Annotated in this window: 20 protein-coding genes and 1 pseudogene; 6 read left to right on the forward strand and 15 right to left on the reverse strand. The window is 66.0% G+C overall.

The genetic code is table 11. The annotated features are described in order from the left end of the window. Window positions 1-12: 12 nt before the first annotated feature. The 13 genes and pseudogenes from METRZ18153_RS21260 to gatC form a co-directional block, all read right to left on the reverse strand. Window positions 13-321, reverse strand: coding sequence for a DUF6980 family protein (locus tag METRZ18153_RS21260; RefSeq protein WP_081629047.1), 309 nt, complete (start codon window positions 319-321; stop codon window positions 13-15). A 147-nt stretch (window positions 322-468) separates the two neighbouring features. Next, the gene (locus METRZ18153_RS20725) at window positions 469-1,287 is read right to left on the reverse strand and encodes a hypothetical protein (RefSeq protein ID WP_157257168.1); all 819 of its coding nucleotides are present in this window, start codon (window positions 1,285-1,287) and stop codon (window positions 469-471) included. Window positions 1,288-1,313: 26 nt separating this feature from the next. Then, a complete protein-coding gene (locus METRZ18153_RS20730) occupies window positions 1,314-1,796 on the reverse strand; it encodes a hypothetical protein (protein WP_157257169.1) in 483 nt (160 codons plus the stop codon). 88 nt (window positions 1,797-1,884) lie between these two features. After that, window positions 1,885-2,127 carry a DUF3658 domain-containing protein gene (locus tag METRZ18153_RS20735; protein ID WP_157257170.1) on the reverse strand — a complete coding sequence of 81 codons (243 nt, stop codon included), beginning with the start codon at window positions 2,125-2,127 and terminating at the stop codon, window positions 1,885-1,887. 188 nt (window positions 2,128-2,315) lie between these two features. Continuing rightward, a pseudogene (locus METRZ18153_RS21315) lies at window positions 2,316-3,821 on the reverse strand (transposase). A gap of 131 nt (window positions 3,822-3,952) precedes the next feature. Further along, the gene (locus METRZ18153_RS19865; RefSeq protein ID WP_043363698.1) at window positions 3,953-4,693 is read right to left on the reverse strand and encodes a hypothetical protein; all 741 of its coding nucleotides are present in this window, start codon (window positions 4,691-4,693) and stop codon (window positions 3,953-3,955) included. Beyond that, window positions 4,694-5,827: a DNA cytosine methyltransferase gene (locus tag METRZ18153_RS0100390; protein WP_020162870.1), complete on the reverse strand. Its 1,134-nt coding sequence runs from the start codon at window positions 5,825-5,827 to the stop codon at window positions 4,694-4,696. A 54-nt stretch (window positions 5,828-5,881) separates the two neighbouring features. Beyond that, entirely contained in the window at window positions 5,882-6,307 is a 426-nt protein-coding gene (locus tag METRZ18153_RS0100395; protein ID WP_020162871.1) for a very short patch repair endonuclease, read from the reverse strand. Between the two features lie 221 nt (window positions 6,308-6,528). Beyond that, window positions 6,529-7,998 carry an Asp-tRNA(Asn)/Glu-tRNA(Gln) amidotransferase subunit GatB gene (gene gatB / locus METRZ18153_RS0100400; protein WP_020162872.1) on the reverse strand — a complete coding sequence of 490 codons (1,470 nt, stop codon included), beginning with the start codon at window positions 7,996-7,998 and terminating at the stop codon, window positions 6,529-6,531. A gap of 19 nt (window positions 7,999-8,017) precedes the next feature. Next, the gene (locus tag METRZ18153_RS0100405) at window positions 8,018-8,524 is read right to left on the reverse strand and encodes a hypothetical protein (protein WP_020162873.1); all 507 of its coding nucleotides are present in this window, start codon (window positions 8,522-8,524) and stop codon (window positions 8,018-8,020) included. After that, complete coding sequence (locus METRZ18153_RS0100410; protein WP_020162874.1) at window positions 8,521-8,832, reverse strand: hypothetical protein; 312 nt, start codon at window positions 8,830-8,832, stop codon at window positions 8,521-8,523. The genes METRZ18153_RS0100405 and METRZ18153_RS0100410 overlap by 4 nt, the downstream gene beginning before the upstream one ends. 149 nt (window positions 8,833-8,981) lie before the next feature. Continuing rightward, window positions 8,982-10,436 (reverse strand): Asp-tRNA(Asn)/Glu-tRNA(Gln) amidotransferase subunit GatA, encoded by a 1,455-nt coding sequence (gatA, locus tag METRZ18153_RS0100415; protein ID WP_020162875.1) that lies wholly within the window; start codon window positions 10,434-10,436, stop codon window positions 8,982-8,984. Between the two features lie 8 nt (window positions 10,437-10,444). Then, window positions 10,445-10,732, reverse strand: a complete 288-nt coding sequence (gene gatC / locus METRZ18153_RS0100420; RefSeq protein WP_020162876.1) for an Asp-tRNA(Asn)/Glu-tRNA(Gln) amidotransferase subunit GatC — start codon at window positions 10,730-10,732, stop codon at window positions 10,445-10,447. Between the two features lie 261 nt (window positions 10,733-10,993). On the opposite strand from gatC, the gene METRZ18153_RS0100425 reads away from it, so the two are divergent. From METRZ18153_RS0100425 to METRZ18153_RS0100450, 6 genes are all read left to right on the forward strand, one after another. After that, window positions 10,994-12,037 (forward strand): rod shape-determining protein, encoded by a 1,044-nt coding sequence (locus tag METRZ18153_RS0100425; RefSeq protein WP_019915967.1) that lies wholly within the window; start codon window positions 10,994-10,996, stop codon window positions 12,035-12,037. A 103-nt stretch (window positions 12,038-12,140) separates the two neighbouring features. Further along, complete coding sequence (mreC, locus tag METRZ18153_RS0100430; RefSeq protein WP_020162877.1) at window positions 12,141-13,043, forward strand: rod shape-determining protein MreC; 903 nt, start codon at window positions 12,141-12,143, stop codon at window positions 13,041-13,043. After that, window positions 13,040-13,564 (forward strand): rod shape-determining protein MreD, encoded by a 525-nt coding sequence (gene mreD / locus METRZ18153_RS0100435; RefSeq protein ID WP_020162878.1) that lies wholly within the window; start codon window positions 13,040-13,042, stop codon window positions 13,562-13,564. The genes mreC and mreD overlap by 4 nt, the downstream gene beginning before the upstream one ends. Before the next feature lie 182 nt (window positions 13,565-13,746). Beyond that, complete coding sequence (mrdA, locus tag METRZ18153_RS0100440) at window positions 13,747-15,636, forward strand: penicillin-binding protein 2 (RefSeq protein WP_020162879.1); 1,890 nt, start codon at window positions 13,747-13,749, stop codon at window positions 15,634-15,636. Then, window positions 15,617-16,780: a rod shape-determining protein RodA gene (gene rodA / locus METRZ18153_RS0100445; protein ID WP_029143896.1), complete on the forward strand. Its 1,164-nt coding sequence runs from the start codon at window positions 15,617-15,619 to the stop codon at window positions 16,778-16,780. The genes mrdA and rodA overlap by 20 nt, the downstream gene beginning before the upstream one ends. A 2-nt stretch (window positions 16,781-16,782) precedes the next feature. Beyond that, the gene (locus METRZ18153_RS0100450; protein ID WP_020162881.1) at window positions 16,783-17,769 is read left to right on the forward strand and encodes a septal ring lytic transglycosylase RlpA family protein; all 987 of its coding nucleotides are present in this window, start codon (window positions 16,783-16,785) and stop codon (window positions 17,767-17,769) included. Here METRZ18153_RS0100450 and METRZ18153_RS0100455 read toward each other — a convergent pair. Then, complete coding sequence (locus METRZ18153_RS0100455) at window positions 17,756-19,756, reverse strand: M1 family metallopeptidase (RefSeq protein WP_020162882.1); 2,001 nt, start codon at window positions 19,754-19,756, stop codon at window positions 17,756-17,758. The genes METRZ18153_RS0100450 and METRZ18153_RS0100455 overlap by 14 nt on opposite strands. Beyond that, complete coding sequence (locus METRZ18153_RS0100460; RefSeq protein WP_020162883.1) at window positions 19,756-20,640, reverse strand: ChaN family lipoprotein; 885 nt, start codon at window positions 20,638-20,640, stop codon at window positions 19,756-19,758. The genes METRZ18153_RS0100455 and METRZ18153_RS0100460 overlap by 1 nt, the downstream gene beginning before the upstream one ends. Window positions 20,641-20,749 lie beyond the last annotated feature (109 nt).

Here is a 20,749-nt window from a genome sequence, read left to right on the forward strand (position 1 = left end):
TCGAGAGACTGGTTAGGCCGCACGATACCAAGCACCCGTTCGGAACGCTTCCGGAATTTCCTGGGACCAGGGATCGTCGAAGCCAAGCGTGGAAAGCTCTTCAAACCAGCGATCCCGCAACGATTCCGGCAGCTTGGAGCCGCACCACGGGCAGAAGCGAATTGATATGGAGCTCGCGCCTCCATCATGGACGAGCAACCCGTACTCACGGAAGCGGTCGGAGTAGCCAACAAGAGCGTCTGGGCAGGACTCAGGTGTTGAATGAACTGCGCAGGAGAACTCTGCTTGGATATGCATCGCGTCGCAGCAATGTTTCTGCATTTGCGGCCTAACGCCCTAGTTAACCGGCGCCGGAGCACGAAGTGCGGAGGGTACCGCTACAGGCCATGAGAATGCCGAAGGCATGGCCTGTAGTGGCGTCCGCGTTGAACGACCTGTTAGGCTGAAGGGAGATGCGCGAACCTTCATTTACTGCTCCGCATTCTCAACTTGAGCGGGGAAGGATTGGCAAAAAGACAAAATACTCTCTTTGGGCCATTCTGCAATTTGCTCAATGTATTGTTGCCGCACCTTCGCCAGATTGGCTTCAACCTCTGCTTGCCCGCGTGCTGGGGCAGCCTCGTTGACAAAATAGGATCGATAGTCGACGTGAGAGTATGCCGAGTTCGCATAGGCTGCGTCGTTAGCGCTCTTCGACTCCGGTGATAGCTTGTCGCATGCGGCTTTTCCATCTGCCAGCTTGAATGCAAGGAACTCATTCCGGTTCAGTGCTTCAGCTGATTGAATTACCGCTAGCACCTCTGATAGCTTTTGACCCTCAGGATCTCGGCCAACTAACCTGAATCGAATGACGTAAGGTCCGTGTGCAGCGAACCCCAGCGCAATTTTTCCACCGTCTTTTTTGTGCGTCAGTACCACGTACTCAACAGAGGGTGAACCGACTTTCTGGATTTTTGGGGATTGCTCCACTGCGTCAGGCAGGTAGGCCCCCACGTTGTTCAGCAAATCTCTTCGGCGGTCTTCAATTGAGGTCCACAACTGACGAGCGGAGACTTCAATTTCACACTCCACTCCGATTTTGCGAGTGCAGAGAACTCTTGGGCCCACAGTGAAGTGCGGAACCCCAAACATAAAGTCATCTGCATTGGGGAGCGTCCACTTAATGTGCCCGACGTCGTGATAGAAGTGGACAGTGCTGTTGGGCGTTGATCCAGTAGCTACTTCTTGGCCTGCTGCCGCAGCAGAGCAAAGAAACCAAAGCAGGGTAAATGCAATAAATCGATGCATGGAACTTAAAGGCCTAACGTTTGCATTCACCGGCCTTGCGCGGCTTTATGCGCAAGGTCCTGTGGAATGATGGGTTGGGCATTAGATACCTCGCGAAGTGAGCGCCGCCACGGTAGAAAACTGAGAAGGTTGCTCCATGTGCCAACGGTCTTCCAGCCACTATCACTTGGGGCTTGAAGTTCTGCCCTCACGCAACGATCGCCGCGATAGTGCTCTAGAACACGATATTCGCCCGACAGAAAGCCAATGACCGCGGCAATATATTCGGCTACGCGCGATGGCTTTGTGCAAGGGAACCACTCGAGCCAAAAATGCCCGACAGAGAAATGCAGTTCATCATTGTTTTGAAGCGCAAGCCACACTTTGTGATTAAGCCCAGGCTGGACGGGCATAAGAATGCTTAGCTCGACGGGAGCCTCGGGTTCCTCAATCATTTGGAGAGAAGGAAAACGAGCAGAAATTTCGGCAATTGCCTGGCGTGCAACAGTTAACTCGGCGGTCGGTTTCATGATGCCCAACGTTTTAGGTAAGGGGCACGCGGCTTGCCGCGTGTCCCAGCGACCAAAGGGAGCGCCTTGACCGGAATGTTAGGTGCGGTCATTGAGCCCCCATTGATTTGCAGATTTCACTAGAGCGCCAATTTTTAAGATTGCCTTGTGCCAACAGGCGGCCCTCTCCAACTAAAAACTCAATGTGTTTTGCGACCACTTCAAAGTCGTCGTCTTCGTCGGCAAAGGAAATGCCACTTTCGTTTGCGACTTTCACAACAACTAAAGCGACCTTTTTCCATGTGGTGCTCACATTGGAAAGAATAGCCTCGTCAATTTCAGTGCGACGCATACAAGCACCTAACGACGCTGTAGAAATGCCCCATTCCGGGGCAAGCGGTTGTGACCGGCGCACACCGGCTCAAAGTCGTTCATCATCGTTTCAGTCTCGCGATCGTCGTTTCAGCGTTGTCCCCTGACGGCAGCGCCGGCCGCTGCCGGGCGTGCTCGAAATGGCGTCGGCCTCGCCCGTCAGCTTACCTAATTCGCGTATTCATGGTGCCCGAGCTTTTCGATGTTGTGCACCAGGCAATACAGCTTCCATTGCCCATCCACCTTCTCCCGCCCGCGCAGCGTGAAGCGGGTGAGCCGTTTGTTGTGCCGCAGGTTGCCGAACACGGGCTCTACGGTGGCAAACCGCGCGGCGATCATCCGTTTGCCTTCCATGGAATCGATGCGCCGCTTCATGCGCTCGGTGTGTGATTCGGTGTGGCCTGGCTTGCCGCGGAAGAAGGCGACCTGTCGCACCTTCGTCGTCTCCGGTGTGCGCAGGCAGCGGGTGCGTTGGTCGCACGGCACGCAGTCGCGCGCGGCGCCGGTGTATTTGGTGGCGGCGTAGCCGTTGATCGTGCATTCGCCGCCGTTGCGATATAGCCGCTTGCCCGCAGGGCAGAGGCAGTGGCCGCGGTCCGGCGCTTCGGTGAAGTCGGTGTTGGCGTAGGGCTGGGTCTTGCCGGCAGCGCGCGCCCGTTTCGCCTTCTCGCTCTTGTCCCACAGCGCGTCGGGCTTTGCCTTGTGCTTGGCCTGCTCAGCGTATCTCGGGTCGCGCTGCCGGTAGCCGTTGTCGCACACCCAGGCAGGAATGTTTCGCCGATCCAGTTCGGCGAGGTTCTTCTCGGAGTGGTAGCCCGCGTCGGCGCAGATCGCGGTGTGCTCTTTGCGCTGTACGCTGCTTGCGTCGATCACCGGCAGCAGCAGTTCCTGTTCCGACCCGGTGCCGTGCGCCTACGCATCGACCACGATCTGGTGGGCGGCATCGACCACCGCCACCCCTGTGTAGCCCTGGATCACGCCCTTGGCGGTGGCCATCTTGGCCGAGTCGTTGTCGGTGCGATTCGACAGGCGCAGCGCGCCCTTGGCGCCGCGTCGGTCGTCCGGAGTGCGCGCGAGCCAGTCGCGGATCTTTGCCGCTTCGTCGGCGAGCCGCTCGCGGGTGCGCGCCGCGCGCGCCCTCTGCTCACCGATCATGCGCTGCACGGCCGCTTCCATCTTCGCCGCCTCGCGTTCGAAATCGGCACGCGTGCCGCTCTTCGCCTTGGAGGCATTCGACGGCAGTTTCACGCCGTCGATGGCGAAGAACTCGCGCCCGATCAGCCCTTCGCGGTCGCACACCAGCAGCACCTCGGTGAAGAGCGCTTGGGCCTCAATGCCCAGACTGCTGATGAAGTGCGCGACGGTGGTGAAGTGCGGCGCACTGTCGCCGGAGACGGCCATGAACAGCACGTTGGTGCGGCAGGCGGTGGCGATGGATCGGGAGCTGATCAGTCCGCGCGAGTATCCGAGCAGCACGATCTTGAGCAGCACCGCAGGATCGAAGGCCGGGGCGCCGCCCGCGTCGTTGCCGTAGCGGGCACGCAAAGTCGAGAGATCAAGGTCGTTGTCGACCAGATGGAAGAGCGAGAACTCGAAACTACCGGGCAGCACCTGCTGTGCGAAATCGACCGGGATGAGCTTCAGGCCGTAGTCGGGCGTCTTGAATCGCGGCATCGCAGGGCTCCGGAGAGGCGATGCGGAATCATAACAACGGCATGTGAACGGGTGAGGGCGGGGAGGTGTCTCTCTCAGCCTGGTAGAGAGCACCGTACTGCCTCAACGATGCGGCCGCGCCAGAAACGCCGTTACCGCGGGACCTCAGTCAGCGCCGGGTGATCCGGATTTGCCAGTACGAACTCCCGTGCCAGTCGGCGAATTGCCTCAGCAGACGATCCTGGAGTGATGATCCGGTCTGTGCCCTTAAATCGATCCAGGTATGTCAGCGGGATGTGCGGGTTATTGAGGGTTGCTCCGCGTTCCGCGATGTAGGCCGAGCGCAAGCGGAGAATCTCCAGCATCCTCTGCTGCGAGATTCGAGGTTCGTCGCCCACCTTGGTGTCCGCTGCGTCCTTGTATTGCTGTGCCGTCCATTGCCGCTTGTGCAGCCTTTTGGCATCCTCAATCGAGTAGGTCGCTTGGTTTCCACAGATAGTGAACAGGTCTGCCAGGTCCAACTTTGCAGATGCTCTTTGTGCCAGCAGGTAGTCCGGCGCAATGTAGGATTCGATCCCGGCAATCCAGCCTTCCATATCAAGCGGAGTCAGGCAAATCGAATTTTGAAGGGCGAGTCGATGACCCCGCTTGTCGTAGGTGCCGATCACGAAGAACATGCGCCGCCAACGTTGAATATGGTCAAGTCCAACATCACGTGCCGTGGACACACCCTTGCGCGTTGTCGATTTAACCTCCACATCAAGGCGTAGGCATCGACCGCTCACTTCAATCTCTAGGGTGGCGTCGACTCCGGATCGCTGATGGTCCGGATCCCAGCGCAGATTGAATTCCCGAACAAGCTCCTGCTCTCGGGCGTCATCTTGGACCGGCACTTACGTGGCTCCGAGCGCGTGAGCGACCTGCTTGGCAACTGCATAAGCGACAGGCGGGCAGACGCTATTGCCAATTTGGCCAAGTGCTTGGTAGACCGCCCCGCGGATTCTCCAATCGGATGGAAACCCCTGAAGTAGAGCGCAGTCCTCTATAGACATCCGGTAATGCCCGTTTTCCGGCGGGTAGGCGTGAGCGGCCGCTGCCGTCGGCTGCACACCGTTCGGCCAGATCTCTAGCTGGTTCCAAGTCCGCAAAGATGCCTTACTGTTGAGCACGCCCGTCGTCTTCCGCGGACCTGTGAATCCGGAACGTAGTGTCGGAGCCACTGCATCGACCCCGGTGTCAGGTAGGCCGAGGCTTCGGCGAGCAGTGTTGAAGGGAAGCACCGGACCGAAAAGCGAGCCGGGCTCCCCATGCGTTGGTTCCGGCACGATCCAACGGGCTGCGTCGCGTGCTGCGCGGAACCCGACGAAGAACACGCGTCGTCGCGCCTGCGGAACGCCGAATTCATGCGCTGCCAGTTTGAACTTGAAGATGGTGTAGTCCTGCTCCAAGGGGGCAAGAATGTTCTGCCGCACGAAGCCTGCGAACTTGGCGTCGAGCATGCCCGGTACATTCTCCGCGATGAACGCACGCGGCCGGGCTTGCAGCACGCACCGCACGAAGTCCGGCCACATGTTGCGCGGATCAGTGGCTCCGCCTTGCTTGCCTGCGGTGGAGAATGGCTGACATGGTGGTCCGCCATGCACGATGTCCACTCCGCGGAAACGGGTGAACGCGGCCGCACGAACATCACCTTCGATCTCACCGGAGAGGACTCTCCATGCAGGCCGATTGGCGCGCAGCGTGTCCCCACAAATGTCCAAGATCTCCATCGAAGCCAGATGCGAGAAGCCTGCGCGCTCGAACCCTAGGTCCAGACCGCCGCCGCCCGAAAACAGGGACAGGCACGTTAACCCGTTGGGCTCGACGAGCGGCATGAGGTCATTGGGATCGAGTCGAGCCGCTTCGTCAAACGTAGCTTGAAATGGGCGCAGGTCGTGGTCGCGCAGGAAGGCCTGTTTCCGAAGCTGGGACCGCCTGGAGGTCTCGCGGTAGCGGTCGCGCTGTTCCTCGGTCAAGTCATAAGCCATCGGGAGTCCTGATTTTTTAACCAGTGCGGAGTCTAGCGGCTTGCTGGGCGTCCGTCACTCCCTGTGCGTGCCGCCTAGGTACCGTACGAGAAGCGCTGTCAGGCGAGTGATTTCAAGGTGCTTTAAGGTGCATTCGAACACCGTAAGGGACTCCCAGCCCAGCCGGCGGAGCTCGCGGCGTGCCTCGCGGTCGCGCTCTTGGTTGCGTTTGATCTTCGCGCGCCAGAACTCGGCGTTAGTTACCGGCTTGAACCCTCTGCCGCAGGTGTGACCATGCCAGAAGCATCCGTGCACGAATATGACTTTGCGCCTCGCAGGAAACACAAGGTCTGGCGTTCCAGGTAGCCGTTTGTCGTGAAGGACATAGCGGTAGCCCATCCGGTGAAGCAGTCGGCGGACGATCATCTCAGGCTTAGTGTCTTTCGAACGAATGCGCGACATGAGGGCGCTTCGTTGGGCAGGGGTGAGCTTATCTGGCATCGCCAGCGGGCCGCCTACGGGATCTGGGCACTCCGACGACGCAGTAAGAATACCTACTCCGGGATATGCCGTTGTGTCCAGCCCTCCTCGGCTCGAAGTTGTTCATCATCGTTCAGCCTCGCGAAACTCGCCTCTTCGTCATCCCGTGATGTGTGCCGTCGCTGATGCCGAGCGCTACCTTCACCCGCCAATGCGGGCGGGGACAAACGCTGGGCACCGCCTCAGCCTCCCAGCTTCTTCTTCAGCAGCTCATTGACCTGAGCCGGGCTGGCTTTGCCGCGGCTGGCTTTCATCACCTGGCCGACCAGGGCGTTGAAGGCCTTTTCCTTGCCGGCGCGGTATTCCTCGACCGATTTCGGGTTGGCGGCGAGCACTTCGTCGATGATGGGTTCGATGGCCGAGGCGTCGGTCACCTGCTTCAGGCCCTGCGCCTCGATGATGGCGTCGGCGTCCTTGCCTTCGCCGTTCCACATCGCGTCGAACACCTTCTTGGCAATGCTATTCGAGATCGTGTTGTCGGCGATGCGGGCGACCAGGCCGGCGAGCTGGGCCGGGCTGACCGGGCTTTGCGCGATGTCGCGCTCTTCGCGGTTCAGGCGCGCGGCCAGTTCGCCCATGACCCAGTTGGCGAGCGGTTTAGCCAACTGAGTGGCCTGGGCAACGCCGGCGATGGCGAGCGCGTCGGTGAAGTACTGGGCGGTTTCACGGCTGGCGGTGATGCCGGCGGCGTCGTAGGCGGACAGGCCGCAGTCCGATTGCAGCCGCGCGGCCAGCGCGGCCGGCAGTTCGGGCATCGCGCGGCGCACCTCGTCCACCCACTCGGCGGCGATCACCAGCGGCGGCAGGTCGGGGTCGGGGAAGTAGCGGTAGTCGTGCGCGTCTTCCTTGCTGCGCATCATGCGGGTTTCGCCGGTGTCGGGGTCGAACAGCACGGTGGCCTGCTGGATCTTGTGGCCGTCCTCGATCTGTTCGATCTGCCAGTTGATCTCGTAGTCGATGGCCTGCTGCAGGAAGCGGAAGCTGTTCAGGTTCTTGATTTCGCGGCGGGTGCCCAGCGGCTCGCCCGGGCGGCGCACGCTCACGTTGGCGTCGCAGCGGAAGCTGCCTTCCTGCATGTTGCCGTCGCAGATGTCTACCCAGCGCACCAGCGCATGCAGCGCGCGCGCATAGGCCACCGCCTCGGCGCTCGACGACATGTCGGGCTCGCTGACTATTTCCAGCAGCGGCGTGCCGGCGCGGTTCAGGTCTATGCCCGACATGCCATGGAAATCCTCGTGCAGGCTCTTGCCGGCGTCTTCTTCGAGGTGGGCGCGGGTGAGGCGCACCACTTTTTCGTAAGCCTTGTCACCCTCGCCGACACGTATCGTCAGCGTGCCGCCCTGCACCACCGGCAGTTCGTACTGGCTGATCTGATAGCCCTTCGGCAGGTCGGGGTAGAAGTAATTCTTGCGCGCGAACACCGAGCGCGGTGCGACGGTGGCGCCGATGGCGAGGCCGAAGCGGATGGCGCGCTCGACGGCGGCGCGGTTCATCACCGGCAGCACGCCGGGCAGCGCCAGGTCGACCGGGCTGGCCTGCGCGTTGGGCGCGGCGCCGAAGGCGGTCGAGCTGCCGGAGAAGATTTTCGAGGCCGTGTTCAGCTGGGTATGTGTTTCCAGACCGATCACGACTTCCCAGTTCGCTCTGCTCATGGTGCTTTCTCTCTGTGCTTTACCGGCAGTTGCCGGTCCTGCGGCTCACCAGCGTGGGCCACAGGTAATCGTGTGCGCCGGGCGTGCAGTACGCGGCGCAGTTGCGGTAGGACACGGTCACTTCGTCCTTCTGTTCCCACATGCTGATGGTGCAGGCACCGGCGACCAGCGTGGGCGTGTGATCGAAACTCGTCTGCCGGAAAGCCGACAGGTCGAAGCTGCAGCGACCCTTGCTGCCCATGTTCACGTCGGAGGCGAAACGTTCGACCTTCGAATTCTTCACTTCCAGCTGCAGCCGGCCTTCGGTGCCGACGTCGTCGCGGTAGCTGCAGTCGGCCTTCGCCTGCAGCGGCCGCGCGGGAATCGGCAGCGGCTTGGTGCTCTTGATCGGCGGCTTCGGACGCCCCGCTTCCGGCGTCTGTGCCGGCGGCAGCGGTCGCTGTTGCGCCGGCGGCTGCTGCAGAGGGGCGCAAGCGGCAAGCAGCGCCAGCGCCGCGATCAGCGGCAGCGCGAAACGAAAGGTCAAAGCAGTTCGTCCCGCTTCTTGCGCAGACCGTCGGGCATCTTCAGCGAGGTCTTGTCCCAGCCCTCGATGTCGAGCACGCGGTCGAGCGCCTCTTCGAGCAGCGCGTGCGCGCGGAAAACGGCGTCGGCGATGGTGCGATGGCTGTCGGCCATGTCAGGCATTTCGCTCATGCAGTTCATCTGGTACTGGTGCAGCGTGCGCAGCTCCATCATCTGCGCCGCCAGCTGGGCCGGACATGCGCACATGTAGATGCCGGCCTGGTCGAGTATCAGTTGCAGCTGCGTGCTGCTGTAGCGGAATGTCTGCATCGTGTCAGTTCCGCACGGCCGTTCCGAAGGAACTGAGCTTCACCACAGCCAATGAAACGAGCGTCGCGCCGCCCGCAGGGCCGCCCCAAGGGCGAGCGCAGCCCCCTCGGGGGGCAGCGAGCGCAGTGAGCGTGGGGGCTTTTTTCATGTCAGTTCTCCGGTGTGCGCAGGTGCCAGTCGGTCGCCTGCTGGAACTGGTGGGCGGCGCCCAGCATGCGCGCCTCGTCGAACCAGCGGCCGACGATCTGCAAGCCGACCGGCAGGCCGTCGGCGCCGAAGCCGGCGGGAATGCTCATGCCCGGCAGGCCGGCCAGATTGATCGACGTGGTGTAGATGTCGCCGAGGTACATCGCCAGCGGGTCTTCGTCGTTCTGGCCGATGCGGTAGGCGGTGTTCGGCGTGGTCGGCCCCATGATGAGGTCGCACTGCGCGAAGGCCGCTTCGTAATCTTCGGCGATCAGCCGGCGCACCTTCTGCGCCTGCAGGTAGTAGGCGTCGTAGTAGCCGTGCGACAGCACATAGGTGCCGATCAGGATGCGCCGCTTCACCTCGGCGCCGAAACCCTGAGCGCGCGTCTTTGCGTACATGTCGTCGAGGTTGCCGTACTCGGGGGCGCGGTAACCGTAGCGCACGCCGTCGAAGCGGCTGAGGTTGGAGCTGGCTTCCGCCGGCGCGATGACGTAGTAGGCCGGCACCGCCATGCCCGAGCGCGGCAGACTCACCTCGACGGTGACCGCGCCCAGCGTGCGGAAGGTGGCGAGCGCGGCCTCGACCGCGGCGCGCACGTCGGCCGACATGCCGTCGCCGAAGAATTCCTTCGGTACGCCGATGCGCAGGCCGGCCAGCGGCTGCGCCAGCGCGCGGGTGTAGTCCTCGGCCGGTCGCTGCAGGCTGGTCGAGTCGCGTTCGTCGAAGCCGGCGAAGGCGTTCAGCAGCAGCGCGCAGTCTTCGGCGGTGCGCGCCATCGGACCGCCCTGGTCGAGGCTGGAGGCGTAGGCGATCATGCCCCAGCGCGACACGATGCCGTAGGTCGGCTTGATGCCGCTGATGCCGCAGAAGGCAGCCGGCTGGCGGATCGAACCGCCGGTGTCGGTGCCGCTGGCGGCCGGCGCCAGGCCGGCGGCGATGGCCGCGGCCGATCCGCCGCTCGATCCGCCCGGCACGTGATCCGTGTTCCACGGGTTGCGCACCGCGCCGTAGTAGCTCGATTCGTTGGTCGAGCCCATCGCGAACTCGTCCATATTCGTGCGGCCCAGCGTGACCAGGCCGGCGGCGCGCGAGCGCTCGATCAGGCCGGCGTCGTAGGGCGCGGCGAAGCTTTCCAGCATCTTCGAGCCGCAGCGGGCGTGCCAGCCGGTCTGGCAGAAGATGTCCTTGTGCGCGATCGGCACGCCGGTCAGCAGGCCGGCCCGACCTTCGGCGCGCAGCGCGTCGGCGGCGCGGGCTTCGGTCAGGGTCTGTTCGTCGTTCAGTTCGACATAGGCGTTCAGCGCGGCGTTGGCGGCGCGGATGCGCGCCAGGTAGTCCTGCGCCAGCTCGACGGCCGACGCTTCGCCTGCCGCCAGCTTCGCGGCCAGCGACTTCACGGTTTCGGGGCTGCTCATACGATCGCTCATTCGATGACTTTGGGCACGAGATACAGGCCGTCCTCGACCGCCGGGGCCACCGCCTGGTAGGCGGCACGGCGGTCGCTTTCGGTCACGCGGTCCTCGCGCAGGCGCAGCACCAGTTCGGTGGCGTGCGCCATCGGCTCGACGCCGGTGGTGTCGATGGCCTGCAGCTGCTCGATCAGGCCAAGCATGGAATTGAGGTGGCTGCGCGTGCGTTCGAGTTCTGCGTCGGGCAGTTCGATGCGCGCCAGCTTCGCAATGTGGCGGACTTCTTGGTCGGTCAGGGACATGGAATGCAGATCCGGGGTGTCAGGTGCCGGGGCACCCGCAGGCAAAGATGTTTCGGTTCAAGGAGCTTATGCACTGTTGGGTTATCATTATGAACCATTCAGGCTGCCCGCCCGGCAGCTGGCCCGAACGTCCGGCCGCCACTCGCGGCCCGGGTCCGACGAAAGCTGCCGCCGGGTCGCCCGCCGCAACACCGCTGCTGACCACACCCGACCCGATTCCTGTTCCGGCCGCTGAGCGGCCGCTTTCATATAAGACCATCCATGTTCGGTTTCCTGCGTTCCTATTTTTCCAATGATCTGGCCATCGACCTCGGCACCGCCAACACGCTGATCTACGTGCGTGGCCAGGGCATCGTGCTGGACGAACCTTCGGTTGTCGCCATCCGCACCGAAGGCGGCCCCAACGCCAAGAAAACCATCCAGGCCGTGGGTCTGCAGGCCAAGCTGATGCTCGGCAAGACGCCGGGCAACATTACTGCCATCCGGCCGATGAAGGACGGCGTGATCGCCGACTTCACGGTGACCGAGCAGATGCTCAAGCAGTTCATCAAGAAGGTGCACGACTCGCGGCTGTTCTCGCCGTCGCCGCGGATAATCATCTGCGTGCCCTGCGGCTCCACCCAGGTCGAACGCCGTGCCATCCGTGAATCGGCGCTCGGTGCCGGCGCCAGCCAGGTGTACCTGATCGAGGAACCGATGGCGGCCGCGATCGGCGCCGGTCTGCCGGTGTCGGAAGCGACCGGCTCGATGGTGGTCGATATCGGCGGCGGCACCACCGAAGTCGGCGTGATCTCGCTCGGCGGCATGGTGTACGCCGGCAGCGTGCGCGTCGGCGGCGACAAGTTCGACGAAGCCATCATCAATTACATCCGCCGCAACTACGGCATGCTGATCGGCGAAACCACCGCCGAGGCGATCAAGAAGGAAATCGGCTCCGCCTTCCCCGGCTCCGAGGTGAAGGAGATGGAAGTGAAGGGCCGCAACTTGGCCGAAGGCATCCCGCGCAGCTTCACCATTTCGTCGAACGAAATTCTCGAGGCGCTGACCGAGCCGCTGAACCAGATCGTGTCGGCGGTGAAGAGCGCACTCGAACAGACCCCGCCGGAACTGGGCGCCGACATCGCCGAGCGCGGCATGGTGCTGACCGGCGGCGGCGCGCTGCTGCGCGACCTCTACCGTCTGCTGATGGAAGAGACCGGCCTGCCGGTGGTGGTGGCCGACGACCCGCTCACCTGCGTGGTGCGCGGCTCCGGCACCGCGCTGGAGAAGATGGACCAGCTCGGCAGCATCTTCGCCAACGAGTGATCCAGCCCGTGACGTCCCGCCTGCTCACGCCCGCCTCGCCGCTGGCGCGGCGGGACGCCCGCCGCGCGGTGTGCGCGGCACCTTCGTGACGGTTTCCTGATTCATGGCTTCACCGGTCGCCGGACATTCCCCACCGCCGTTCTTCCGGCGCGGCCCGGCGCCGCTCGTGCGCCTCGTGTTGCTGGCCAGCGCTTCGCTTACGCTTATCGTGGTCGACTACCGGCTGCATTACCTCGAACTGGTGCGCCAGGCGCTGTCGGTGGTGACCACGCCGCTGCAGGTCGCCGCCGGCATGCCGGTGGCCGGCGTCCGTTCGGCCGGAGAATATTTCGCCGACCTCGCCCGGCTGCAGGCGGAAAACGCGCAGCTCAGGCGCGAACACACCGAACTGGCGACGATACGGCTGCGCCAGGAACAGCTGGACCAGGAGAACACCCGGCTGCGCGCGCTGCTCGACATGCGCGAGCGGGTGAAGGTCGATGCGCGCGTCGCCGAGGTGATCTACGCGGTGCGCGACCCGTTCTCGCGTCGCGTCGTCGTAGACAAGGGCCTCACCCACGGCATCGAGCCGGGCAGTCCGGTGGTGGACGACGTCGGCGTGATCGGCCAGGTCACCCGCGTCTATCCGCTCAACGCCGAAGTCACCCTCATTTCCGACAAGGACCAGGCGCTGCCGGTGCAGGTCGCCCGCACCGGCGTGCGCGCGGTCATGTTCGGCGCCGGCAGCGGCACGCTGGAACTGCGCTACCTGGCAGCCGACGTCGATCTGCGCGAGGGCGACCGCATCGTCACCTCCGGCCTCGACGGGGTGTTCGTGCCCGGTCTGCCGGTGGCGCGCGTGAAGTCGGTCGACCGCGACGGCGAAGGCGGCTTCGTGCGCATCCTCTGCGTGCCGATCGCCGGCGTCGAGGCGCATTCGGCCGTGCTCATCATGGCGCCCGGCAAGCCGGTGCAGCCGGACAGCGTGCTGCCGGCCGCCGCCGCGCCGCAGGAGGCGAAGAAATGAACCAGCCCTCCTTCAGTTCGCGCCGCATCCTGCGCCCGGTCCGTCCGTGGTTCGTCTGGCTGTCGTTGCTGGTCGCCCTGCTGCTGAACCTGATGCCGCTCGGCCGCGCCTTCTGGCTGCCCGACTGGGTGGCGCTGGTGCTGTGCTTCTGGTGCGTGCGCGAGCCGCTGCGCGTCGGCATGGGCAGCGCCTTCGTGATGGGTGTCGTGATGGACGTCGGCTACGGCAGCCTGATGGGTCAGCACGCGCTCGCCTACGTGCTGCTCGCCTACGCGGCGACCACCTTCTCCCGCCGCATCCTGTGGTTCGGCCCGCTGCGCCAGTCGCTGCACGTGCTGCCTATGCTGGTCGGCGCGCAGTGCGTGATGCTGCTGGTGCGGCTGGCCGGCGACGCCGAGTTTCCGGGCCTCGAATACTTCGCCGGCGCGCTGATCGCGACGCTGCTGTGGCATCCGATCAGCTTCGTGCTGCTGCTGCCGCAGTACCGGCCGGAGAACAAGGACGAGAACCGGCCCATATGAGAGCCCCCACGCTCACTTCGTTCGCTGCCCCCCAAGGGGGCTGCGCTCGCCCTCGGGGCGGCCCTTCGGACGGCGCTTCGGCCTCTACGCTCACTCCGTTTCGTTCGCTCAGGAGTGCCGGCTTTGCACAGCCGGCCCGTTCGTCCGGCACGACGCGTGACTGACAAGGGTTCTTCCTGCGCATGACCGACCTGAACAGCCCGGAACTGCAGCTCGTCCGCTTCCGCCGCCGCGTGTACTTCGCCGGCGCGCTGGTGCTGGTGTGTTTCGCGCTGCTGTTCTCGCGCTTCTTCTGGCTGCAGGTGGTCCGGCACGACTATTACGCCACCCGCGCCGAGGACAACCGCATCGCGCTGTTGCCGGTCACGCCGAATCGCGGCCTCATCATCGACCGCAAGGGCGAGGTGCTGGCGCGCAACTACTCGGCCTACACGCTGGAAATACAGCCCTCGCGCGTGGCCGATCTCGAAACGACGATAGACGAGCTGGCGCAGCTGGTGAATATCGAGGCGCGCGACCGCAAGCGTTTCCGCAAGCTGATGGACGAGTCGCGCAACTTCGATTCGCTGCCGATACGCACCCGGCTGACCGACGAGGAAGTGGCGCGCTTCATCGCCCAGCGCTATCGCTTCCCCGGCGTCGAGGTGAGGGCGCGGCTGTTCCGCCAGTACCCGAACACCGAACTGGCCTCGCACGTGCTGGGCTACATGGGCCGCATCAACCGGCGCGACGCCGAGCGCATAGAAGAGGCGGGCGTGGCCGACAACTACCGCGGCACCGACCACATCGGCAAGAGCGGGCTGGAACTGTCGTACGAGAACGATCTGCACGGCGTCACCGGCTTCGAACAGGTCGAGGTGACCGCCGCCGGTCGCGCGGTGCGCGTGCTGTCGCGCACCCCGCCGCAGAACGGCAACAACCTGCGGCTGACGCTGGACGCCGGCCTGCAGCGCGTGGTCGAACAGGCCTTCGGCGAGCGGCGCGGTGCGCTGGTGGCGATCGAACCGTCGTCCGGCGGCGTGCTGGCGCTGGTGAGCAAGCCCACCTTCGATCCCAATCTGTTCGTCGATGGCATCGACAGCGCCAACTGGGAGGCGCTGAACACCTCGGCCGACCACCCGCTGCTGAACCGCGCCATCTATTCGGCCTACCCGCCCGGCTCGACCTTCAAGCCCTTCATGGCGCTCGGCGCGCTGACCGCCGGCAAGCGCACGCCGCAGTTCGCCATCGCCGACCCCGGCCACTTCGACTTCGGTGGCCACCGCTTCCGCGACGACAAGGTGGGCGGTCACGGCTCGGTGGACATGCACAAGTCCATCGTCGTGTCCTGCAACACCTATTACTACCGGTTGGCGGCGGACTGGGGCATAGACGGCATCGCCGGCTTCATGGCGCAGATGGGCCTGGGCAGCCGCACCGGCATCGACATCGAGGGCGAGGCGACCGGCGTGCTGCCGTCGCCGGAATGGAAGAAGAAGCGCTTCAAGAAGCCGGAACAGCAGAAGTGGTACGCCGGCGAAACGATTTCGGTCGGCATCGGTCAGGGCTACAACGCCTATACGATGCTGCAGCTGGCGCACGCGGTGTCGATACTGGCGGCCGACGGCGTCGTCTACAAGCCGCATCTGGTGAAGCAGGTCGAGAACGTGCGCACCGGCGCAGTACGCGAGATCGAGCCGCAGCCGACGCGGCGGGTGAACCTGAAGCCGGAGCACATCGCGGTGATCAAGCAGGCGATGGAAGACGTGAACAAGGCCGGCACCGGTGCCCGTGCCTTCGCCGGCGCGCCCTATGTTGCCGCCGGCAAGACCGGCACCGCGCAGGCCTTCTCGCTGCGGGGTGCGCAGTATCGCGGCGGCAAGCTGGCGGAAAAGCTGCGCGACCACGCGCTGTTCATCGCCTATGCGCCGGCCGACGACCCGAAGATCGCGCTCGCGGTCATCGTCGAGAACGCCGGCTTCGGCGCTCAGTCGGCGGCGCCGATCGCGCGCCAGGTGTTCGATTACTACCTGCTGGGCAATACGCCGGCAGGCCCTGCACCGGAGGATGCCGATGCAACTGACAGCGAGTAGATGGTCGGCGCTGCGCGAGCGCATCTTCGGCCTGCTGTCGGCGCTCGATCCGCCGCTGCTGGCGATCACCTTCGTGCTGCTGTCGCTGGCGACGCTGGTGATGGCCAGCGCCACCGCCGACTTCTCCTTCCGCTTCGACGCCCATCTGGTCAATCTCGCGGTCGCCCTCGGCGTCATGCTGGTGGTGGCGCAGATTCCGCCGCTGCGCCTGATGCAGCTGGCGCTGCCCTTCTACGTCGTCGGCGTCGTGCTGCTGATCGGCGTCGAACTGTTCGGCGAAACGTCGAAGGGCGCGCAACGCTGGCTCAACATCGGCTTCACCCGGATACAGCCGTCGGAAATGCTGAAGATTTCGGTGCCGCTGATGCTGGCCTGGTACTTCCACCGGCACGAGGCGCAGTTGCGGCTGCGCGACTTCCTGGTGGCGCTGGTCATCCTGCTGATACCGGTCGGCCTCATCTTCCACCAGCCGGATCTGGGCACCGCCATCCTGGTACTGGCGGCCGGCGTATTCGTCATTTTCTTCGCCGGCCTGTCGTGGAAGCTCATCATCCCGGTGCTCGCCATCGGCGTGGTCGGCATCGCGACGCTGGCGGTCGAGGGCGACGCGATGTGCGCCGAAGGCGTCGAGTGGCCGGGCTTCAAGGCCTACCAGCGGCAGCGCGTGTGCACGCTGCTCGATCCGACCTCCGACCCGCGCGGCAGCGGCTTCCACATCATCCAGTCCAGCATCGCCATCGGTTCCGGCGGCGTGTTCGGCAAGGGCTGGAAGGAAGGCACGCAGACCCATCTCGAATTCGTGCCCGAGCGCCACACCGACTTCATCTTCGCCGTGATGGCCGAGGAGTTCGGCCTGCTGGGTGCGGTGGTGCTGCTGCTTATCTATATGGCGATGATAGGGCGCGGCCTGATGATCGCCGCCCGCTCGCCGCTGCTGTTCGGTCGCCTGCTGGCCGGCGCGATTTCGCTGTCCTGCTTCACCTATGCCTTCGTGAACATGGGCATGGTGACCGGCGTGCTGCCGGTGGTCGGCGTGCCCTTGCCCTTCGTGAGTTACGGTGGCACCGCGCTGGTGACGCTGTGCATCGGCCTCGGGCTGCTGATGTCGATCGAGGCGCACCGGCGCCGGCGGCGGGAGCGCTGATCGTGCACATCCGTGGCCTGCTCGCGCTGCTGTCGGCGGCCGCCGTGCTCGCCGGCTGTGCCGGTGCGCCGCCGGTGACCGAGGTCGAGCCGGACCCGGCGCCTGTCGTGCGCGCTCCGCCGGGCGAGCCGGCGAAACCAGCTCCGCCGGTGACGAAGCGTGGTGGCGGCTACTACCTGGACGACGGCCCGGGCGACAACGCGCCGGACGCCGCCGCGCTGGCCGCCATCCCCGACGCCGTGCCGCGCGACGAACCCTTGCACCGCTTCGCCAACCGGCCCTATTCAGCGCTGGGTATGCAGTTCGTGCCGATGACCGAGGCGAAACCTTTCCGCCAGCGCGGCCGCGGTTCCTGGTACGGCCGCAAGTTCCACGGCCAGAAAACCTCCAGCGGCGAGGTGTACGACATGTACGCGATGACCGCCGCGCACGCGACACTGCCCATCCCGAGCTACGCCCGCGTCACTCACCTGGCCAGTGGCCGCTCGGTCGTCGTGCGGGTGAATGACCGCGGCCCGTTCAAGCCGGGCCGGGTGATCGACCTGTCGTGGACCGCCGCCGCCAAGCTCGGCTATGTGAACGACGGCAGCGCCGAGGTCGAGGTCGAGGCCGTGTTCGCCGAAGGCAGCCCGGGCGATCTGCTGGCGCGTCGCGCCGCCGGACGGCCGGAAGTGCAGCGCACGCCGCCGGTCGAGCGTGCCGCCGAAGCTGACGTGATTGCCGCGCTGTCGACCGAACCCGCGCCAGCGGCGGCCGACACCGGTCACTGGCTGCAGCTGGGCGCCTTTGCCGGCCTCGACAACGCGCAGGCCTTGAGCCGGCGTGTCGTCGACGGTCTGGTTGAACTGGCCGATCGGGTGCGGGTGAACAGCGACGGCAGCCGCCACCGCGTGCAGGCCGGGCCCTTTGCCAGCCGCGAAGCGGCCGAATCGGCCGCCCGCCTGCTGCGCGACCGGCTCGGGCTGGACGCGCTGCTCATCGCGCGCTGAGTGCGCACACCCGGGTCCATTGCGTCTGCGCCGGCCACTGGCCGCGCGCGCTGGCGCGTCCGCCGTCGATGACTACCCAGCCCTGCTGACCGTAGTGCGGCAACGCTCGCCGGGCGCCGGTCAGCGCGTCGGCGTCGCGTGCGGCGACCAATGCCAGCGTACCGCCAGCCGCGCTGCGCACGGCCCAGGCCACGACATCGCCGTCGCGCGGGCGGGCCGGCAGGCCGTGCCGCGCCAGCCAGCGGTCGAGGTCGGCGCTGCGGCCGATCACCATGCGGGCAGTGCGCCCGGGTGCGACGTCGGCGGCGAGCCGCGGCGGCGGCGTGTCCAGCCAGTCGCCAACCAGTGCGTCGGCCGCTGCACTGACGCGCGCGTCGCCGCCGTCGAGCACGGTCAGCGCCAGCGTGCCGTCCAGCGTCGCTTCGCGCAGGATGGGCGGCGCCTCGCCCGGACGCAGCCGGCGCGCGGTGCGGAAGTCGGGATCGACCGCCAGTTCGGCGCAGCCCCTCAGCGGCAGCGTGAAGGACTGCTGTGGCCGGTCGACCGTCAGGGTTTCGATGCGCAGCGCGCCGCTGTCCGGGTCGCGCAGATGCAGCGGCAGGCCAGGCAGATGGGGCGGCGCCGGCTGCGCCAGTGTCAGCGTCACGCTGTCGGCGCCCGGTCTGACTGCGTCCAGCCGCGGTTCGGCCAGGCCACGGCCCTCCACCCATTCGGCGAAGAAGCGGCGCAGGTCGCGGCCCGACGCCTGCTCGAAAGCGAGGCGCAGATCGTCCCAGCCGGCGCGGCGGTGACGGTGGGAGGACCAGAAGGTGCGCAGCGCGCGGTCGAAGGTGGCGCTGCCCAGCGTGTCGCGCAGCATCAGGAACACCAGCGCCGCCTTGTGATAGCCGATGGCCTGCGATGCGTCATGCGTGCGGCCGCCGAAGTCGGCCAGGCTGTCGTGCGCCGCCGGCGCCAGCGCCGACAGGCCGCGCAGCCAGTCCAGGCGCAGCGTGCGCGCCGCATCGTCGCCCTGCGCTTCGCGCTGTGCGTAGTCGGCGACGAAAGTGGTCAGGCCTTCCGACCAGTTGCCGCTGTCCGGCGCCAGATGCACGCCGTTGCCCCACCAGTTGTGCGCGATTTCGTGCGGCAGCGACGTGTGGCGGATGAAGGGCAGGCGCAGCACGTCGATGCCGAGGTAGGTCAGGCCGGCCATGCCGAAGCCGGTCGGCGTCGGCGATGAGGCGATGCTGAAGCGGCTGTACGGGTAGTCGCCGAAGCGCGTCTCGAACTGCGTCAGTGCCTGCGCCGCAGCGTCGAGATAGCCCTCGGCTTCAGCCGCCAGCTCGGGGTGGAACAGCGTGACCAGCGTCAGTGTGCGGCCGTCGCGGGCGCGCAGTGCGCGCGTCGTCTGCTGCCACGGGCCGGCCATCAGGTCGGCGCCCTCGCCGTCCTGGCGCGCTTCGAAGCGCTGGCTGCGGCGGCCGTCGCGCACCGTGTCCTGCGTCAGGTCGCCCGGTGCCAGCGCGCGTTGCGTGGCGGGCAGGTCGACGGTGAGCGCGTAGCGATGCAGCAGCGGGCCGGCGCTGTCATGCGGCAGCGGATACCAGGCGCCGCCGGCCGGCAGGAAGCTGCCTGCCTCGCCGATCTGTGGCGCGAAGGCAGTCAGCGTGTCGCGATGGCGGGCGGCGCTGTCCGGCGCCTGGGCGCGGATCTGCCAGCGCAGTTCGAGCTGGCGGTCGCGCGTGGCGGCGGCCAGCTCGATGCGCCACTGCCCGCCGTCGCGCGCGGCGCTCAGCGGGCGGCCGTCGAGTTGCATCGACTCGATGCGATGGGCGCCGTCCATGCGCAGCGCCACCGTTTCGCCGGCCGGCAGCACGATGCGGGCGGCGGCGTCCAGCGTGCTGCTGGCCGGCGCCAGCCGGGCGGTGATCGTGTAATGCGGTGCGGCCAGCGCGCTGCCGCAGCACAGTGTGCAGGCGACGGCCAGCCGGTGCAGTGCGCGCATCAGCGCAGTCTGTCCTGCACCGCCGGCACGATGCCGAACACGGCGTCGGCGACGCCGGCGACCAGATCGCCGCAGTCGGCGTCGCTGTCCCACGGCAGCAGGCTGCCGACGTCGGCCACGCCGAGTGCGCGCAGCTGGTGTTCGACGCCGTGACCGTGGATGACGTGGCCGCTGCCCATCAGGCCGACCACCAGCGCCTGCGGGTACTCGCGCGCTGCCGTCACCAGCGCCTCGGCCATCGCGCGGTCCCACAGCAGCTGGCCCTGCATGAAGCGCACGAAGGCCTCGTTCGACGTCGCCTGCGCCTGCGGCATGTGATCGCTCCAGATCTGCTTGAGCCAGTTGCGGTAGTTGTCGGGGGCGTCGGCCGGATCGCCAACGCCTTCGCGCCGCGCCGGCGGTACGCCGGCCAGCCCGAGCTTCGACACTTCGCGCACCACCTGGCGCTCGATGTTCAGCGCGCGCATCGGCAGCCGGTGCTCGCGCGCGAAGCGGAAGATGCCCGCGTACAGCGACGGCGGCACGCCCCAGGTGCGCGTCCAGCCGGTGCGCTCGAACAGCGCCGTCTCGTCGATGTCGCCATGCACCCAGGCGTCGAGCACCGGCTGTGCGTTGCGCGGCAGCATTTCCAGGCCGATCACCATCTGCGGGCGCCGCGCGTGCAGCGCGCGCAGCGTGTCGAGCTGCCAGTCATGGTGAGCGGCGACGTCGTGCGTCTCGCCGAGCAGCAGCACGCTCTGCGCGCTGGCGCGGGCGAGCACGCTGCCGGCGTCGAGTTCGCCCTTGCCCGGGGCGATCCAGCGGCCGGGCGGTACGCACTGCGCGGCAAGCGCGGGCTGCAGCAGGGCGGCGAGGATGAGGCCGAGGCGTATCAGGCGTGTCATCGTGGTTGACGAGGGTTGAAGAGCTGGGCGGTGGACGCCGCGCCGCGTCCATCGTTCCTTGTGCCGATAGGTCGCGGCGCCGGAAGGACGCTAAGATGCGCCGACCATT

Origin of the sequence: Methyloversatilis discipulorum (genome assembly GCF_000385375.1) — a bacterium.
GTDB classification, from domain to species: domain Bacteria; phylum Pseudomonadota; class Gammaproteobacteria; order Burkholderiales; family Rhodocyclaceae; genus Methyloversatilis; species Methyloversatilis discipulorum_A.

Coding starts and splice junctions, on each gene's coding strand:
- METRZ18153_RS21260 (WP_081629047.1), bottom strand. CDS start 321: ATGCAGAAACATTGCTGCGACGCGATGCATATCCAAGCAGAGTTCTCC.
- METRZ18153_RS20725 (WP_157257168.1), bottom strand. CDS start 1,287: ATGCATCGATTTATTGCATTTACCCTGCTTTGGTTTCTTTGCTCTGCT.
- METRZ18153_RS20730 (WP_157257169.1), bottom strand. CDS start 1,796: ATGAAACCGACCGCCGAGTTAACTGTTGCACGCCAGGCAATTGCCGAA.
- METRZ18153_RS20735 (WP_157257170.1), bottom strand. CDS start 2,127: ATGCGTCGCACTGAAATTGACGAGGCTATTCTTTCCAATGTGAGCACC.
- METRZ18153_RS0100390 (WP_020162870.1), bottom strand. CDS start 5,827: ATGGCTTATGACTTGACCGAGGAACAGCGCGACCGCTACCGCGAGACC.
- METRZ18153_RS0100395 (WP_020162871.1), bottom strand. CDS start 6,307: ATGCCAGATAAGCTCACCCCTGCCCAACGAAGCGCCCTCATGTCGCGC.
- gatB (WP_020162872.1), bottom strand. CDS start 7,998: ATGAGCAGAGCGAACTGGGAAGTCGTGATCGGTCTGGAAACACATACC.
- METRZ18153_RS0100410 (WP_020162874.1), bottom strand. CDS start 8,832: ATGCAGACATTCCGCTACAGCAGCACGCAGCTGCAACTGATACTCGAC.
- gatA (WP_020162875.1), bottom strand. CDS start 10,436: ATGAGCAGCCCCGAAACCGTGAAGTCGCTGGCCGCGAAGCTGGCGGCA.
- gatC (WP_020162876.1), bottom strand. CDS start 10,732: ATGTCCCTGACCGACCAAGAAGTCCGCCACATTGCGAAGCTGGCGCGC.
- METRZ18153_RS0100425 (WP_019915967.1), top strand. CDS start 10,994: ATGTTCGGTTTCCTGCGTTCCTATTTTTCCAATGATCTGGCCATCGAC.
- mreC (WP_020162877.1), top strand. CDS start 12,141: ATGGCTTCACCGGTCGCCGGACATTCCCCACCGCCGTTCTTCCGGCGC.
- mreD (WP_020162878.1), top strand. CDS start 13,040: ATGAACCAGCCCTCCTTCAGTTCGCGCCGCATCCTGCGCCCGGTCCGT.
- mrdA (WP_020162879.1), top strand. CDS start 13,747: ATGACCGACCTGAACAGCCCGGAACTGCAGCTCGTCCGCTTCCGCCGC.
- rodA (WP_029143896.1), top strand. CDS start 15,617: ATGCAACTGACAGCGAGTAGATGGTCGGCGCTGCGCGAGCGCATCTTC.
- METRZ18153_RS0100455 (WP_020162882.1), bottom strand. CDS start 19,756: ATGCGCGCACTGCACCGGCTGGCCGTCGCCTGCACACTGTGCTGCGGC.
- METRZ18153_RS0100460 (WP_020162883.1), bottom strand. CDS start 20,640: ATGACACGCCTGATACGCCTCGGCCTCATCCTCGCCGCCCTGCTGCAG.